This window comes from Methanomassiliicoccus sp. (assembly GCA_012719175.1).
Taxonomy (GTDB): domain Archaea; phylum Thermoplasmatota; class Thermoplasmata; order Methanomassiliicoccales; family Methanomassiliicoccaceae; genus UBA6.
The window spans coordinates 321,483-338,737 of record JAAYAX010000005.1; the positions used below are offsets into that span (position 1 = coordinate 321,483).

A 17,255-nucleotide genomic window follows, 5' to 3' on the forward strand; every position below is an offset into this window, starting at 1 on the left:
TCAGGCCTCCGAGTTGTTGTTCTGGCTCTGCTCATCGTCCGCATCACCGTTGCCGGCCTGCACCGAGTACCTCCGGCGCAGGGCGTCCTTTTGAACATCATAAACCATCTGGCAGGCCTTCTTTCCATACTCCAGGGCCTGGTCGAACTCCTCCATGGTCATGTGTCCGTCCATCTGCATGAGGAGGACCTCTCCCGTCCGGGGGATCATGGCTATGGGCAGGTCAGCGTTCCCGTAGTTGTCCTCTTCCTTGTTGAGGTCCAGAACGATCTGTCCGTCGGCCTTGCCGATGGCCACCGCGGGGACCAGGTCCTTCATGGGTATTCCGGCGTCGGCCAGGGCCACCGAGGCGGCGGTCAGGCCTGCACAGCGGGTACCGGCATTGGCCTGCAGCACCTCGATGTACACATCGATGGACGCTCGCGGGTAGTTCTCTGTGAACACCACGTACTCAAGAGCTTCAGAGATGATCTTGGAGATCTCGATGGAGCGCCTGTCCGGTCCCGGCCGCTTGCGGTCAGATACCGAGAACGATAGCATGTTGTACTTGCATTGGACGATGGCCTTGGCAGGGTTCTGCATATGGCGAGGGTGGCATTCCCGGGGACCGTATACAGCAGCCAACACCTTGTTCTTTCCCCACTCCACGTAAGCGGAACCGTCCGCGCGCTTCAGGACCCCGGCCTCGATCTTCAATGGCCGAAGCTCGTCCGCCTTCCTTCCGTCTATCCTGATCCCATTGTCATCGATCAGGTCAATATCGGTAGTCATTCCAGACATGAATTTCACCTCACTCTGTTCTTGGCGCCGTTTGTCCGGACACCTGTTCCAGGTACGCCTTCACCTTCTCCGTCAGACCATGGGAGTGGGCGTCCTGCTCTATCATCTGGATGGCCTTTATCCCATGCATGATGTTGTCGACCTCGCCATCCAACCAGATCCTTCCGTTCTGGCCCACGAAGATGCGGCAGTTCGTGTATCCTTTTATCATCTGGATCATGGAACCGCTCTTTCCGATCACCCGGGGGACCTTGCTGGGCGATACTTCAATGATCTGTCCGCCCTGGAGCTTCCTCAGCCCCTGGTCCTTCATAGTTACCTGCACCCTCATGGTCTCGTCGACCATCAGCACCTTCGCCAGGATCACATCGCCCACGTTCATGTAACGGGCGGTGTCGCCGAACTCGACCCTCCAGGGTACCTCGTTAACATGTAACGGCGCAGGATACGGGGAGTTAATATCGATAAGCCAGTTGGACGGTCCGATGTCTTCGACCTTCCCTATCACGCTGTCCCCCACCGCAGGTATGTACCTACCGCTCAGAGGGATGATGTTAACGTAGTTCGATTTCACGGATTTGATGCCGAGGAGGGCGGCGAATATCTTGCCATCGGAAACATAGGTTCCCGCTCCCGGTTTTAACTTCTCTCCCTCGAGGAGATCTCCGGGCATAACGATCTCCCTCGGTTGTCTCGACCCTTCACTATTCATACATTATCTCCTTAGATATTTTACCACACGCGAATGTAAGCTGATTGTATCTCGTCTTAAATTCCTTTGCCCCGGCGTAATATATCATATATCTTAAGAATTCGCTCAGATCGGGCCTTTGAGGATCTTCGTCTCCACATCCCCTTTGGTCCTTTCCGCCAACTTTCCTAGAAAATCATCACGCATGCCCGCGGGCAGCTCTACGATGCCTATCCAGTTCCCGTTGGATTGCCACTCGTCCCGGGTTATCTTCCCGGACTGGGCGATGTAATCATAACAGCGACCGTACTGATCTCCAGTGAGCTTCACCGCGATCCTTACCTTGTCAAATCGTATCGGTAGGAGCGGCCGGAGGGCCTTGAGGACGTTCTCTATCTGCGATTCCGCGGACTTGAATGGATCGACATGCACCCGCGCCTCCTCCATCGCCGCCTCTATCCTAGCGGGGGGATGGGGAGCGGAGGTCTGAGGATTGATGGCGTTCCGGGCGATCTCCGCCACGATACGCTTCCTCTTGCTCTCCTGCATCTCCTTGCGCTGTTGGGTGGTGAGCTGCACCTCACCTTTCAGGATTATCTGCCTGGCGACCAGGAGAGGGTCGGTGCTTCCGAATACCTCTTGCAGCTTCTTCTCTTCAGGCCGGGTCCCTTTATGGGCGTTGCGGAAGACCTCGTCGATGACCATGTGTTCAGCGAGATCGACCTCCTTGCCCTCTCTTATATGGTTGACTACCTTGGGGTCGATGAGGATCTCGAAGGTCTCCCCATGGGATTCCAAACGGGCCACGATGGCATCCTCGATATCGACCATGGTAATCCTTTATCATTCTGCGTTGGCCTTGTTGACCACAGACTCCACTTCGCCGTCGTCCAACCGGCGGAAGTTCGCGCCTACCCTAACAATGCCGATCTCCACGGACTTGGGGTTCAGCTTCTCTTCCTCCGTGGCCTTCTTCAGCGCCTTCAGGCCCAGGACGATGGCGTCCTCCATCTCCATACCTTCCTGGTACTGCTCCTCGAAGACCTCCATGACCACGTTGCGACCAGCGCCTATGCTCCCCGCCTTGTAGGAGACGAGAGCGCCGGAGGGGTCGGTCTCGAACAGGTGTACGCCCTGGTCGTCGACACCAGCGATAAGGAGGGCCGTTCCGAACGGCCTGACGCCCCCGTACTGAGTATAGTTCTGCTTGTAATCGCAGATCTTCTTGACTAGCATTTCCACACTGATCCTCTCATCGTAAGTGATCTTGCTGATCTGAGATGTGACCCGGGCGTGGTCCACCAGGACCCTAGCATCGGCGACCAGTCCCGAGGTGGCACAACCGATGTGCTCGTCTATCTGGAAGATCTTCTCGATGGATTTGGGCTCCATGAGACGGCTGGCGATGCGCTTATCAACAATTAGGACCGCACCGTCCTTGAACTTTAGACCAACAGTGGTAGTACCTCTCTTGACAGCTTCTCGCGCGTATTCGACTTGGAACAGCCTTCCATCGGGCGAGAACACGGTGATGGCCCTATCATACGCCATTTGTCCTGGTTGCATTATAACACTCCTTGACTAACGCGAAACTCACTAAAGCACTTCTTCGATATATAAGTTGATATGTTACCCAGGTATGTCAAGGACCATGCTCGCCGCCCGTCCTCGGCCCCCGGACGGTTGCATCGGTTCCCATCATCTCCTCCCTCAATGTACGGAGTGTTCCAGACGTCTTTTTTGTGACCACGGCACTTCCGTCGGCGTTGAGGGCCTCTATGGCCCGTTTTTGGTCTTTCCATCCCACTCTAATTATGCCTTCGAACCCATCGAACTGAATGACCTTGTAGCGGATCCCCACCCGGTACAGGGAGGTGTTTAAGGATGCGTATAGGGCGTCCTCGGTCATCCTCACCTCTCCGCGTATGCGGACCCTGATGTACCGCCTTCTGCCCCTCTTTTCCTTGACGACCATGCGAGAGCGGCGTGGCCAATATCGTTCGACATTAAGTAAGTGCCGGGGTGGTCACTCCGGTAATGACCACGAGCACCCGGACCTTCCCCTTCAGCTCTGGCTCCACGGAACATCCCCAGATGATCCTCGTCCGGGGGTTGAGATGTGAGGACACCATCTCCGCGGCCTTCTCGGCCTCACCGACGGTCAGGTCCGAACCTCCCTGGACCCGTATCAGGGCACCCTTGGCAGTGGTCATATTGAATTCGCCCAGCAGGGGGGATGTCAACGCCTCGTCCACAGCGTCTTTCATCCTGTCATGTTCGTCAGAGCTTTCACCCATTCCGATCATGGCCGTCCCTCCGTCCTTCATGATGGTGTGAACATCATTGAAGTCCACGTTCACCAGCCCAGGCTTGGTTATGATCTCAGTGATGCCCTTGATGCCGTACATCAGCACCTCATCGGCGACCTTGAATGCGGCGTTTAGGGGGAGCTTGGGAACAAGTTTCAGCAACTGCTCGTTGAGGATCACTATAGTGGTATCACAGTTCCTCTGCATCTCCTCAAGTCCCTTTCTGGCGTTCTCCATTCGCATCCGTCCCTCGGATTTGAACGGTAAGGTCACAATGCCGATGGTCAGCGCCCCGTTGCGGTGGGCCATCTCGGCGACATAGGGCGCAGAACCGGTGCCGGTGCCTCCGCCCATGCCCGCGGTTATGAAGACCACGCCACTGCCGTCGATGTACTTGGATATGTCGTTCTTGGCCTCTTCCGCCGCCTTCCTTCCGACCTCAGGGATGGCCCCGGCCCCGAGGCCCTTGGTCAGGACTCTTCCCAGAAGGATCTTGTTCTCTGTACGAACGTTCAAGAGATGACGAGCATCGCTGTTGGCAGCCACCAGTGTTGCGCCCTTCACTCCATCGGTCGCAAGACGATGGACGGTGTTCGATCCACCGCCCCCGCAACCTATGATCGAGATGTTGATCCTGATCGACTCTACCAATCTTCTGAGCTCCTCATCATCCTCGCTGGTGACGGAGCATCCCATTCCCGAGGCCAACGGTTCATAAGCGGCAGCGACGCTATCGGCCAGGCTTGCTAATGAGTTCATGTGCATCCCTAAGTTAGACCAAGCCGTCCATGCAATAGTAAATATTAATATCTATATTTCTGATTTTTAAAAATAAATTTTTACCAATATATAATTAGAATAGTTCGAATATATATAATATAATTATCTAAATTAATAATCAGAGCTCCCAACTGAGGTCTCTGGTCTTGCTCTGAGGGAGATGTTGGTAAAATGGCATCTACGGGTTTACTTGGTAACATCAAACGAACTCGAAGGCGGCCCCGCAGGTCCCGCACTCCGTCGCGCCATCGGGCAGCTTGGCCCCGCACTCGGGACAGCGGTCGTTGAGTATAGCACCACATGTACAGGTCTCGTCGTTAGGGCCCATCACCCGATCGCACACTGGACAGATGCGAAGCTTGTACTGATGGAACGGTTCCCCGCAACGGCTGCAAGAGTTCTCGGCCTCTCGAACCAAGAACCCGCATGAAGGGCATGGAAAGGTACCCCCGTCCGCCACGAATATCGCCCCGCAGGTTCTGCAGTTGGTTGCATCCTTCTCGAGACCTCCACCACAAACGGGGCATTTCGTTTCAGTAGAGGACGTCGAAGGTACTCCGATCGTGTCCATCGGCACCATAGGTGACACATAATTCCGTGAGGTGGTGCTCTCACGGCCCTTTATCGCAAAGGTCCTGCAACAGTAGGGGCAGTTCCCTACTCTTGCTAGGCATACAGAATGGAACACCTTGCCGGTACCGCAGCGCACATATTCCGAACCCTCCTTGATCCTGCCCATGCAGATCTGACAGATCTCAGGCTGCACCTTTGGACCGGTTATCTGGATGCGAGGTCGTCCTTGAACCTCCGTACCCTCGGCATGCTGGCCCGATCTCCTCACAAGCACCATCTTCTTGATCAGATCACCGAAACCCGAACCTGCCAGGAGGATACCTAGAGGCAGCAAGGGGCCCAACATGGCCTGTTTGAAGGCAGGCGTCATTTAAGGAGATTGCTACCCGATTGATTGGTCTGATAATCGATACTTCTTGCCGGTTGCGGGGACACACCTTCATCATTTTACGAACGTTCGTTCGAAAATCGGTCCCCGAACGAAACGTATATAAGCTCCCCTGGTGAAGTGGGTGCCAAAAAACGATATGGAGCAATGTACGATATGTTAATATACGAACATTCCATTTCCCGCAAAAAGCACCCGTGCCATGGGCCGTTTTCATACGTATGCCGTTGCGGTCCGAGGCGGAGTAAAACGGCTTATCCAGGCAGTAGCGTCCGAACGGGGGGGTTCCGTTGGACAATAATGCCTCATGGAGTGACGTATTGATGGTCAACAACGGGACGATATTAAGCCCTGTTATGGGGATAGATCTTACCGATGCAATCGCATCCGTATGCGTTTATTGCATGACATCAACAAGCGAATCGTCTTTGGAGCAGAACTTTTGGAGGAGCATAAATGTCTGAAACGAGAGGAGCGGTAGTTGTCGTCGGAGGAGGTATCTCCGGCGTACAGACGTCCTTGGACCTTGCTGAATCGGGGTTCCAGGTCTACTTGATAGAAAAGACGCCCAGCATTGGAGGGGTGATGTCCCAGTTGGACAAGACCTTCCCCACCAACGACTGTTCGATGTGTATTCTTTCACCCAAGCTGGTGGAGGCTGCCCGTCATCCCCTGATCAACCTCATGACCATGTCCGAGGTCGTTGATGTCAGCGGAGAGGCACCCAACTTCAAGGTGACGGTACGCCACAATCCCCGCTATGTCGACATGGACAAGTGCGTGGGATGCGGCATCTGCGCAGAGAAGTGCCCCGTAAAGATGCCTAATGAGTACGATGCCAACCTGGTCAACAGAAAGGCGATATACATCCCCTTCGCCCAGGCGGTACCACTGAAATATGCCATAGACGGCTCGAAGTGCCTTAAGATCACAAAGGGACGCTGCGGCCTTTGCGAGAAGAACTGCCCTGCCGGTGCCATCAACTACGAGGACAAGGCTGTCGATGAGACCATCGATGTCGGCGCCATCATCCTCGCTCCCGGTTTCTCGGTCTTCGATGCCCGGCTCAAGAAGGAATACGGCTATGGGGAATACCCCAACGTCATCACCTCTCTGGAGTTCGAGAGGTTCCTGAGCGCCACCGGCCCCTATGGCGGTCATGTGCTCAGGCCCTCAGATCAGAAGGCCCCCAAGAAGGTCGCCTTCCTGCAGTGTGTCGGTTCCAGGGATGAGAAGGTCGGAAATACGTACTGTTCCTCGGTCTGCTGCATGTATGCCATGAAGCAGGCGATCATCGCCGGGGAGCACACCGCCGGACTGGTGCCCACCATATTCTTTATGGATATACGGGCTGTGGGCAAGGAGTTCGAGGACTACCGCGCACGAGCTGAGAAGGAGTACGGGATCAAGATGCACCGCGCCACCAGGGTAGCGAGCGTCTCCGAGGACCCCGCGACCAAGAACCTCACCCTCCGCTACGAGAGCGGTGGTGACATCGTGGAAGAGGAGTTCGACCTGGTCGTCCTCTCTGTGGGTCTGGAGCCCACCAAGGGAGCGGACAAGATCAGCAAGATATTTGGTGTCAACCTCAACAAGTACGGCTTCGCCGGAACCAATTTGTACAGCCCCCTCACCTCAAGCCGCCCTGGTGTGTTCGTGACCGGCGCCTTCGCCGCTCCCAAGGACATCCCTACCTCCGTGGCCGAGGCCTCGGGAGCTGCCGCCAAGGCAGGCGCTTATATTTCCAACAAGAGGTCATTCCCCGAGGAGGAGAAGCGCGAGGAGATCGCTGTCGAAGGAGAGGAGCCCAGGATCGGTGTCTTCGTCTGCGACTGCGGTATCAACATCAAGGCGACCGTCGACGTCCCCAGCGTCGTGGAGTACGCAAGGACCCTGCCCAACGTGGTCTTCGCGGAGGAGAACAAGTACTCCTGTTCCGCCGATACCCAGCAGAGGATCAAGGACCTCATCCATAAGGAGAAGCTCAACAGGGTCGTGGTCGCTTCCTGCACCCCCCGTACGCACGAGCCTCTGTTCCAGAGCACTCTGAAGGAGGCAGGCCTCAACCCCTACCTCTTCGAGATGGCCAACATCCGTGACCAATGCTCCTGGATCCATATGGGAGAGCCTGAGAAGGCCACCAAGAAGTCCAAGGACCTTGTGAGGATGGCCGTCGCCAAGTCCCGCCTGCTCGAGCCCCTGTACGAGTCCACGCTCCCCGTTACACACTCTACCGTGGTCGTCGGCGGAGGCGTGTCTGGAATGATCGCTGCCCTGGACATCGCCGGCCAGGGTTATCACGTCGACCTCCTGGAAAAGACCGAGGAGCTCGGCGGCAACGCCATGAAGATCTACCACGAGGAGGACGGCCGCAAGCTTCGCGAGTTCGCCAAGGAGCTGGTCACCAGGGTGCGCAACAACAAGAACATCACCGTGCACCTAAAAACCGAGGTCAAGGACGTCGGCGGCTTCGTCGGAAACTTCAAGGTCCAAACCACCGAGGGTGAGATCGAGACCGGTAGTATCGTCGTGGCCGTAGGTGCTGAGGAGTACAAGGCCAAGGAGCACCTCTACGGTGAGGACCCGCGTGTCGTCACACAGCTGGAACTGGAGGACAAGATGCAGAAGGGCGCTCTCCCCGCCAAGACCATCGCCATGATACAGTGCGTTGGTTCCCGTAACGCCGAGGCCCCCTACTGCAGCAGGGTCTGCTGTGCCAACGCCATCAAGAACGCCATCGCCATCAGGAAGGCCGACCCCAACGCCGCGGTGTACGTGTTCCACAAGGACATAAGGACCTACGGCTTCCGTGAGGACCTTTACAAGGAGGCCGGTATGGCTGGCGTAAGGTTCGTCAGGGTGCCCGATGACAAGCCTCCGATGGTCACCAAGGAAGGGGACGACCTGAAACTGGTTGCCACCGACATAGTCCTGGGCGACGACATCGAGCTGAAGCCGGACATGGTAGTGCTCAGCACCGGTATACGTCCCCACCATGACAACGAGGACCTGGCCAAGATGCTGAAAGTACCTCTCAGCAAGGACAAGTACTTCCTGGAGGCCCACATGAAGCTCAGGCCCGTGGACTTCGCCACAAACGGCGTATACCTCTGTGGCCTGGCCCACTGGCCCAAGTTCACAGACGAGGCCATCGCCCAGGCGTCCGGAGCGGCCGCCCGTGCCATGACCATAATCTCCAAGCCCGAGCTGAAGAGTGAAGGTATCATCGCCGCGGTTAACGAGGATATCTGCGATGGCTGCAAGATCTGCGAGCCGGTCTGCGAGTACAAGGCCATCACTATAGTGGAAGACCCCAAGAACCCGGAGAAGAAGAAGGCCGTCGTCAACGAGGGTCTGTGTAAGGGCTGCGGTTGCTGTGTGGCAGCGTGCCCGTCAGGCGCTATGGAGCAGAGGGGCTTCAAGAACCAGCAGATCCTCGCTACCATTGATGCTGCGCTCGAGGAGAGTGATTGAACATGTCGACACAACAAGGAACAAGCCCCGCCGCGGTAACTGCGACGACCGAAGGCCAGTTTGAACCGAAGATAATCGCCTTCTGTTGCAACTGGTGTTCTTATGCCGGAGCAGACCTGGCAGGAGTCTCCAGGTTGCAGATGCCGACCAATTTCCTGGTCCTCAGAGCCATGTGCTCTGCCAGAGTGGACCCGGAGTTCGTTCTCCGTGCCTTTGCCAAGGGCGCCGATGGCGTGCTGGTCCTGGGATGCCATCCCGCGGACTGCCACTACATCGGCGGCAACTACAGAACGAGGAGAAGGATTGCCCTGCTCAAGATGTTGTTAGAGCAGTATGGTCTCGACCCTGACCGCTTGCACCTGGAGTGGGTCTCAGCTTCCGAGGGAGTGAAGTTCCAGTCCACCATCAAAGATTTCACGGAAAAGATCAGAGAGATGGGCCCCAACCCGCTAAAGGAGGCCGAGGAAGAGAGCGCCCGGGTGCAGGGAGAACCGCATCATTAGGAAGAGGTGGAAACCATGGCAAAAGTAAAGATAGCACAATACTGGGGAGCGGGATGTGGCGGATGCGACGTGGCCCTTCTGGATATCGATGAGAAGATCCTTGGGGTTGCCGCGATAGCGGACATCGCGTTCTGGCCCATCGCGGTCGATACGAAATTGAAGGACGTGGAGGCGATGCCCGATAAGAGCATCACTCTCACACTATACAACGGAGCCATCAGGAACAGCGAGAACGAGCACGTGGCCAAGCTGCTGCGGCAGAAGTCGGCCCTCGTGGTCGCCTTCGGCTCATGCGCCTGTTTCGGCGGCATACCGGGTCTAGCGAACGTTACGAACAAGAAGGACCTGCAGGACTACGTCTACAACAAAACGTTCACCAGTGTGAACCCCCAGGGTACAATACCCCAGCCCAAGTGGGACGGGCCTGAGGGTGAACTAACCCTGCCGGTCATGTACGACACCGTCCTCACTCTCGAGGACGTCATCGATGTCGACTATTTCATGCCCGGATGCCCTCCCACCACAGACCAGATCAATGGCTTCCTTGATGTCGTGACCAAGCACCTCACCGAAGGCGCTGCACTGCCTCCAAAGGGCGCTGTGATCGCCTCTCAGAAGACCCTGTGCGACGAGTGCGGCAGGACCAAGGAGGTCACCACCATCGACAAGATCGTAATGCCCTACGAGATCAAGATCGATCCCAAGAAGTGCATGCTGGAGCAGGGGATCATCTGTCTTGGACCGGCCACCAGAGCGGGCTGCGGCGCCAAGTGCCTGGAGGGCAACCAGCCGTGTCGTGGATGCTTCGGCCCCACCGCTGAGGTACTGGACCAGGGCGGCTCGATGCTGAGCGCGCTGGCCTCAATATTCAAGACCGCTGACAACGAGACCCAGCTCAGTGAGGATGAGATCCTAGAGCTGATGACGCAGATCAAGGACCCGCTGGGGACGTTCTACGCGTTCACCATGCCCAAGTCCATCATCAAGAGGAAAGTAAAGGAGAAGAAGGCGGTGACGCAATGACCGGCCCGATTATCAGCGAACCTACAACAAGAGCAGAGTCCAAGAGGATCACCATCGATCCCATCACCAGGCTTGAGGGTCACGGGAAGATCGAGATCTTCCTCAATGACGAGGGGAACGTAGCACAGGCGTACTGGCAAGTGCCCGAGCTTAGGGGTTTCGAAAAGTTCTGCATCGGCCGTTCGGTTGATGAGCTCAATAAGATCACCGCTCGTCTGTGTGGTGTGTGTCCCGGAGCCCACCATCTGTGCTCCACAAAAGCACTGGACAAGGTGTTCAAGGCAGAACCCCCACCCGCGGGGAGGAAGCTCCGTGAGCTGTTCTATGCCGCTCACTACGTCCACAGCCACATCGCCCACTTCTACGCCCTGGCAGCGGCCGACTTCGTGCTCGGCCCCATGGCCCCGGCCGAGAAGAGGAACATCCTGGGCGTCGTGGACGCGGTCGGCATCAACATCGGTGCCGAGGTGATCAAGCACCGCTCGTGGGCTCAGAAGGTCCAGGAGATGATGGGTGGAAAGGCCACCCATCCTGTCTGCGGCATTCCCGGCGGTATGGCCAAGCCCCTACCTGAGGATGACCGGAAGAAGGTCGAGGAGTGGGCGAAGTCCACGGTGGAGTTCTCCAAGTTCACCGCCCAGCTGCTCACGGATGTCGTGCTGAAGAACGAGGACTACCTCGCCCTCATCACGAACCCAGGCATCTATTACAACGAGACCTACTACCAAGGTATCGTGGATAAGGACAACAAGATCAACTTCTACGATGGTGATATCCGCGTGGTCGACCAATCGGGCAAGGAGATGTGGAAGTTCCACCCCGACAAGTACCTGGAGTACATCGGGGAGCATGTCGAGCCCTGGTCCTACGAGAAGTTCTGCTTCCAGAAGAAGATCGGCTGGAAAGGCTTCACCGATGGGCCCGAGAGCGGCATCTACCGCTGCGCTCCGCTGGCCAGGATCAACGCGTCCACCGGGTTCACCACCCCACTGGCGCAGGATTACTACCTGGCAATGAAGGACTTCTTCAAGGGACTGGGCATCAACGGACCGATCCACCACACCATGGTGATGCACTGGGCCAGGGTCATCGAGCTGGTCCACGCTGCCGAGCTCATGCTGCAGCTGTCGCAGGATCCGGAGATCACCAGCACGGACATACAGACGCCGCCCGGAGAGCCCGGAGAAGGTGTCGGATGCCTAGAGGCGCCCAGGGGAACTCTGATCCACCACTACGTTGCGGACAAGAACGGCATCACTACCGATGTGAACCTGGTGGTCGGCACCACCAACAACAACGCGCCGATCAACCTGTCCGTACGCCAGGCCGCCAAGGGCCTGATCAAGGACTGGCAGGTCTCCCCCGGTATCCTCAACGAGATCGAGATGGCCTACAGGGCGTACGACCCCTGCAACTCCTGCGCCACGCACACCCTGCCTGGCCAGATGCCCATCCGGGCGACCATCAGGAACCCCGACGGATCAGTATTCAAGGACATCAAGAACTACTGATCTCCTTGAAAACACCAACAAACACCTTCCCTTCACATTTTTCTAACTTTTCTAACAACCACATGTCCAAGAGCGCTCTGTCGATGAAATAACGATATTCTTCGATGTGGACTCGTACCAAGTGGCTCGAGAAGCTTGATCGACAACGATCTGAAAAAGAGATTATGCCCAGATCACTTGAAGTCCGAAATGTTGGTGTACACTAGATTAAAGGTCAGAACATCTCCGTTGCCATAGGTCATGGCGAGGAGGTAAGGACATCTCGTCCCTGCATCCAGCCAGTATTGGAAAAGGACGCTCTTGCCCATCTTGGAGGTGGTGGAGATGGCGTGGGCGTTGAGCTCCTTGGTCCCGAACACCGTGCTATAGGAGGTGGTATTTCCGGCCGTCGCCTCAGAACCGCTTCCGGATATTCTGCCCACCACATCATCGACGTTCGATGACCAACCGCCACTCGCTCCCTCGAACACCAGGTCGGTCTTGTTGACGTTGTTATCGATAGTTATGGAATAGGTCGCTGTGAACGAGTTCGTTCCTACATCGGTGACCTCAATGGTCATGGCGCCGGAAACGGCCTTTCCTGATTCGTAGCCGGTGATGCTGTAACGCAACAGGTCGCCTTCCGAGACCTGCAGTTTTACGGTGGAGGAATTGCCCATCATGGCCACGAAGATGACAGCCCCACAGATGATTGCCAAACCGATAATCAGTATTGCGCGACGGCCTTTGTTCCACTCAGGCCTCGACCTTCCTTCATCATGACTGTCCCGTCTATCTTTTTTCACATCTCGGGATTCGAGTGGGGACATCTGGCATTCCTCATTTCGTCAACCTAAGGGGACATATGACATTATCTTTGCGCCGACCATCATCAGATAACGTTAACCATTCTGAGCAAGACATGTGATCGAACTCGAGCTACATATCCTAAAGTAAAGCTGACGTCCACTTTCTTCAAAGCTGCTGAAAACAACGATGGAACCCCCCACGGGGACAAAAATCGGGTAAAGTAGGCTTTAGATGATGCCGCCCCGGGCGCCTGAGCATAGCGCGCCGATCGGGCGAGTGGTCCATCGCCGACCGACAAGAACGCCCAGGGCGGACGATGATATTAATATTTTTATACATAAATAATTTATCGCATGATTATCATGGTTGAGCGGTTATTTTTTTCCCTGAGCCGATACGTGAATGAGCATTCTCTACACCTTTTCGCTTGACCATGGAACGCCGCAAAATATCATACTTTCCATATGGCCATCGCCTCTTCGAAGGATATGATTGAGTGATCGGTGTAGATTGCTAGCCCCGCAGTCAGACGTTCATCCATTATCTCCTACTAATTGTGGTATTCTTCATGAATGTAAGCTCATTTGTCGACAATGCCATTGTTCCACTATACGAACGTGTAATGCTATCAAAAAAGATATATGACATTTTTTCATCGGACATTTCGATCAAGGCACCACATGAACTTGAGCAACACAGCATAGTTGGTGAGATAGAATGCTTGAGCCATCCGATATGTTCGGCATACATGACAGACTGCACTTCTGTAAATTTTTCGTAAACAAGGGAGATGACTACTTCGACTACGTCTCGAGCTTCGATAAGCTTTATCGGGACGATATCTACAGGAACCGAGATAACAGCTCATATGAGGATAAGCACTGCCGGAAGAACAACGATCTGATGAAGTTCTACGAGTCCGCGACCATATTCATCGATGTGCTCCTGGCCGATAAGATCATCTACACACTCAGTCCCAAGCACTCCGCCGCAGAGTCCTTCTATTTCTGCAGGAGAGAGGACCGGGAAGGTTTTGAAAGGATGTTCCCTGATGCCAGGAGCCAGTATGGCAACTACACCGAGGACCAACTCTCGTATGCTCTGGACATAATCGACCAGGGACAGGACCCTGAGAACATGGACCTGGCCAGGGAGGCCCGCTCTTTCGTTCTGCATTCTGTACTGGAGACGGGCAAGTACTCCTTCATGGACCAGTTGCGCATCCTGCTCGACGACGAGTACTGCGATTACCTGACGGAAGAGGGCATAAGTAGCTTCTTCTGATCCCCTCGCGCATCTAGATAAAGATCTCAGTAGACATAGTCCCGAGGCTTGGGAAGGGTCCTGACGCGGGCCCCCCTCCTGACGATCAGTGACCCCACCTGTCCGAGGTAGATGCCGTCCGGCAGGTACACCCTGGCCTTTCGGATGTCCACCATGCCCTCGCTGAACAGGGGGCCCAGCATCTTACCCTTCTCAATGTTGATCGGTGATCCCCCGAGAGACCTGTTGAACGCTGGCACCATGATGACCTCCTCAGGCAACTCCATGTATCTGCCGTTCCCCTCCTTGATCCTGAACCGGACCCAGCACGGCTCCTTGCTGATGTTCCCCAGGGAATCCTCGAGGGCGATGGTGGGATGGTTGTGCCCGACGATCAGCGTGCGGGCGGCCATGACCTGGGGGGACGGCCACGTGTGGCCGTGGACGAACCCGACATCATCGATGCGTAACCCCGTGGAGGGATGGACCGTTACTCCTTCTGGTAGGAACTCCTCGATGTTGGTGTCGTGGTTCCCCCTTACCACATCCACCTCCGAATAGTGGCGCATCATTGTGCGGAAGAACCGGGGGAGCTCGGCGTACTCCTGCTGTGTGGACCCGGGCACCTTATTCTTTATGTCACCCAGCAGCACCAGCCGGTCCCTCCCCTGGCTGAGGGACACCAGCTCCTTCTCCATGCGAGCGGTCTGGGACGGTACGAACACCCCGTGGGACCTGAGCTCGGACTCCAGCCCCACATGCAGGTCTCCTACACAGATGATGTTCTGTGACCCTTTGATCTCCAGGGCCAGGTGGTCCGGTATGGGGCTGACCTCGCTCATTCTGCACCATACATGTGAGCATGCTGAAAAAAGTTGTTGGTCAGTGTCCTACGTACAGGCGATTGGCCAGGCTGGATGACAGACCGGCCTTTATGGTCTTCTCGGCCACGGCCCTGATGTCATAGGGAACCCGCAGGAGGAAGGCCTTGCGGGTCTCGGTATCATATATGGCGTAGCTTGAATCCGGGTCCCCGTCCCGGGGCTGGCCTATGGAGCCGGGGTTCACGATCATGCCGCTCCTGTACCTCTTGATGAACGGGATATGGGTGTGACCCAGCACCAACAAGCTGCAGCCTGTGGATTGCAGGACCTCCTCAGTGGCCTCCTCTTCGAATAGATAGTAATCATCATCGAAGGGGGCCCCATGGTACATGGCTATGCTGGTCCCTCCGATGCTCATTGAGCGGTGGCGGGGCATCGCACGAATATACTCCACGGAGCTCTCTGAGAGCTGCGCAAGCGTCCACGACACCGCGCTGTTGGCCCAGGGGTTCATATGAGGGTCACCCGCGCTGAGCACCGCCCTGTCGTGGTTTCCCTGTATCGATATGATCGCCCGGTCCCTGAAGAGAGCAATCGTCTCGTTGGGGAAGGGGTAATAACCTACGACATCCCCTGCGGAGATTATCTCTCCAACGTCCCGACCTTCCATGTCCTCCAGGACCGCCTTGAGGGCAATGAGGTTGGCATGGACATCGGAAATTAACGCTATTTTCACTGACGTTAATTAACCAGCATCAGTATTTGAGGGTGGCGCTCAGTTCACTCTCTTGAGCCCCCGCCGGAGAACGTCAGGAATGCATTCGATGACATCAGTGGCCATCAGGCTGTAACCGATCTTGTCGAACGCAAGATCGCCAGCGGCTCCATTGGTGAATGCAGCAATGCGGGCGGAATTGAACGGCGAGACGCTCTTGCTCAGGAGCGCTCCCACCTCTCCGGCAAGGACGTCCCCGGTCCCACCAACGCTCATGCCCGCGTTCCCGGTCCTATTGAGCTTGGTCCAAGATCCATTAGACACTACATCTATCATCCCCTTGACCAGAAGAACCACGCCCAGCTCCCTGGCGGCCTCGGTCACGTCCAGCTGGCGGGCGTCAATATCCTTGGGGAGCGTGCGCCCCATGAGCATGGCGTACTCACGGGCGTGAGGCGTGATGACACATCTCTTGCCCTCCAGCACCGTGACGTTCCGGGCCACGGCGGTGATGGCGTCAGCATCGATCGCCAGGGGGATATTGCAGTCCTCCACGATCTTCCGCACCGCCTCCTGGGTCGAGGGATCACATCCCAGACCGGGGCCGATGAGCAGCGCGTCCGAGGTCTTCATCATCTCCATGATGCACGGCACGTCGGCCAGGTTGAGGACGTCATCGCTCAAACGGTGGACCACGAGATTCGGGGAGAACGACGCGATGGGGGCGTAGGACATCCATGGAGTGGCTATATTGACCAGGTCCACACCCATTCGGTACGCGGCCAGCCCTGCCAATGCCGGGGCCCCGGTGAACGGACCACCGCCGACGATGAGGAGCCTCCCGCTCTCGCCTTTGTGCACATCTGGATTGCGCACCGGATAGTAGATCAGCTCCCCTGGACCTATGAACCGCTTGGCATCTGCAGGAATCCCGATGTCCTGCAGCACGATCTTGCCAGAGTTCCCCTCGTTCATGCCTTCCTTTATGCCCGTGAACGTGACCGTGAGATCGGCATCCACCTGGATGTCAGTTCCTAGCCCCGAGGGGACGTCCACTGAGACCACATAGGTGCTCGAGTCGTTGATGCGGTTGATGAGCGTGCGGTAAGGCTCCCGGACCTCCTTGAGGGTCCCCGTACCCAACAATGCATCGACCACGATGTCGAAGTTGGAGAAGTTCACTCCCACCGAGGACGAGGAGATATGCTTCACCTTTTCGAAGGCCCTCTTGGCAGCATCAGTCCTGATCTCTGAAGGAGGATTAGCCAGCAGGACCGTCACATCATTGTGGCGCATGAGGTTCCTCGCGGTCACGAATCCATCACCGGCGTTGTTGCCCACTCCGCACACCACGGCGATCCTCTTGCCCGTGCCCAGCTCGTTCATTATGGTCTCGGCCACGGCCTCGCCGGCGTTCTCCATGAGCGCATCAATAGGGACCCCCAGGTACTCGGAGTTGATATCGAGCACCCGAACCTCCAGAAAGGGGAGCATGAACTCGAGTATGAGGATGATGGAGTTAAAGTCTTTTTGTCCGCACCACAGAAGGGATGCAGGTAAACGTCTCCCTCTGATCTGCATCAACCACAGGGTGACGCGTTTACCAAAGATGCATGAGGGCTACCATTTAAT

General features: G+C 56.3%; 16 protein-coding genes. 5 read left to right on the forward strand and 11 right to left on the reverse strand.

The window, feature by feature from the left end:
• The 7 genes from GXX95_05300 to GXX95_05330 form a co-directional block, all read right to left on the reverse strand.
• Complete coding sequence (locus GXX95_05300; GenBank protein NLT37555.1) at positions 1–780, reverse strand: exosome complex exonuclease Rrp41; 780 nt, start codon at positions 778–780, stop codon at positions 1–3.
• Positions 781–790: 10 nt separating this feature from the next.
• Complete coding sequence (locus GXX95_05305; protein ID NLT37556.1) at positions 791–1,492, reverse strand: KH domain-containing protein; 702 nt, start codon at positions 1,490–1,492, stop codon at positions 791–793.
• Positions 1,493–1,597: 105 nt separating this feature from the next.
• Positions 1,598–2,302, reverse strand: coding sequence for a ribosome assembly factor SBDS (locus GXX95_05310; GenBank protein NLT37557.1), 705 nt, complete (start codon positions 2,300–2,302; stop codon positions 1,598–1,600).
• A gap of 12 nt (positions 2,303–2,314) precedes the next feature.
• Positions 2,315–3,037, reverse strand: coding sequence for an archaeal proteasome endopeptidase complex subunit alpha (psmA, locus tag GXX95_05315; protein NLT37558.1), 723 nt, complete (start codon positions 3,035–3,037; stop codon positions 2,315–2,317).
• 76 nt (positions 3,038–3,113) lie between these two features.
• On the reverse strand, positions 3,114–3,446 hold the full coding sequence (locus GXX95_05320; protein NLT37559.1) for a hypothetical protein: 333 nt from the start codon (positions 3,444–3,446) through the stop codon (positions 3,114–3,116).
• 31 nt (positions 3,447–3,477) lie between these two features.
• Positions 3,478–4,476 (reverse strand): cell division protein FtsZ, encoded by a 999-nt coding sequence (ftsZ, locus tag GXX95_05325; protein NLT37560.1) that lies wholly within the window; start codon positions 4,474–4,476, stop codon positions 3,478–3,480.
• Positions 4,477–4,759: 283 nt separating this feature from the next.
• On the reverse strand, positions 4,760–5,503 hold the full coding sequence (locus GXX95_05330; protein NLT37561.1) for a zinc-ribbon domain-containing protein: 744 nt from the start codon (positions 5,501–5,503) through the stop codon (positions 4,760–4,762).
• Positions 5,504–5,977: 474 nt separating this feature from the next.
• Here GXX95_05330 and GXX95_05335 point away from each other — a divergent pair, with 474 nt between their 5' ends.
• The 4 genes from GXX95_05335 to GXX95_05350 all read left to right on the forward strand — a co-directional run bounded on the left by GXX95_05335 (position 5,978) and on the right by GXX95_05350 (position 12,032).
• A complete protein-coding gene (locus tag GXX95_05335) occupies positions 5,978–8,995 on the forward strand; it encodes a CoB--CoM heterodisulfide reductase iron-sulfur subunit A family protein (protein ID NLT37562.1) in 3,018 nt (1,005 codons plus the stop codon).
• A 2-nt stretch (positions 8,996–8,997) separates the two neighbouring features.
• Positions 8,998–9,498, forward strand: coding sequence for a hydrogenase iron-sulfur subunit (locus GXX95_05340; protein NLT37563.1), 501 nt, complete (start codon positions 8,998–9,000; stop codon positions 9,496–9,498).
• A 69-nt stretch (positions 9,499–9,567) separates the two neighbouring features.
• Positions 9,568–10,521: an oxidoreductase gene (locus tag GXX95_05345; protein NLT37564.1), complete on the forward strand. Its 954-nt coding sequence runs from the start codon at positions 9,568–9,570 to the stop codon at positions 10,519–10,521.
• The gene (locus tag GXX95_05350; protein ID NLT37565.1) at positions 10,518–12,032 is read left to right on the forward strand and encodes a Ni/Fe hydrogenase subunit alpha; all 1,515 of its coding nucleotides are present in this window, start codon (positions 10,518–10,520) and stop codon (positions 12,030–12,032) included. Before GXX95_05345 ends, GXX95_05350 begins: the two co-directional genes overlap by 4 nt.
• A gap of 173 nt (positions 12,033–12,205) precedes the next feature.
• Here the strand turns inward: GXX95_05350 and GXX95_05355 are convergent, their stop codons facing one another.
• On the reverse strand, positions 12,206–12,730 hold the full coding sequence (locus GXX95_05355) for a hypothetical protein (GenBank protein ID NLT37566.1): 525 nt from the start codon (positions 12,728–12,730) through the stop codon (positions 12,206–12,208).
• Between the two features lie 808 nt (positions 12,731–13,538).
• Between GXX95_05355 and GXX95_05360 the strand changes: the two genes are divergently transcribed.
• Positions 13,539–14,105, forward strand: coding sequence for a hypothetical protein (locus tag GXX95_05360; protein NLT37567.1), 567 nt, complete (start codon positions 13,539–13,541; stop codon positions 14,103–14,105).
• 26 nt (positions 14,106–14,131) lie between these two features.
• Here GXX95_05360 and GXX95_05365 read toward each other — a convergent pair whose 3' ends face one another.
• Genes GXX95_05365 through GXX95_05375 form a run of 3 tightly spaced genes read right to left on the reverse strand, consistent with a single transcriptional unit; the run spans position 14,132 to position 17,093 of the window.
• Positions 14,132–14,926 carry a metallophosphoesterase gene (locus tag GXX95_05365; protein ID NLT37568.1) on the reverse strand — a complete coding sequence of 265 codons (795 nt, stop codon included), beginning with the start codon at positions 14,924–14,926 and terminating at the stop codon, positions 14,132–14,134.
• A 40-nt stretch (positions 14,927–14,966) separates the two neighbouring features.
• Positions 14,967–15,644: a metallophosphoesterase family protein gene (locus GXX95_05370; GenBank protein NLT37569.1), complete on the reverse strand. Its 678-nt coding sequence runs from the start codon at positions 15,642–15,644 to the stop codon at positions 14,967–14,969.
• 39 nt (positions 15,645–15,683) lie between these two features.
• Positions 15,684–17,093, reverse strand: a complete 1,410-nt coding sequence (locus GXX95_05375; GenBank protein NLT37570.1) for an NAD(P)H-hydrate dehydratase — start codon at positions 17,091–17,093, stop codon at positions 15,684–15,686.
• Positions 17,094–17,255: the final 162 nt, after the last annotated feature.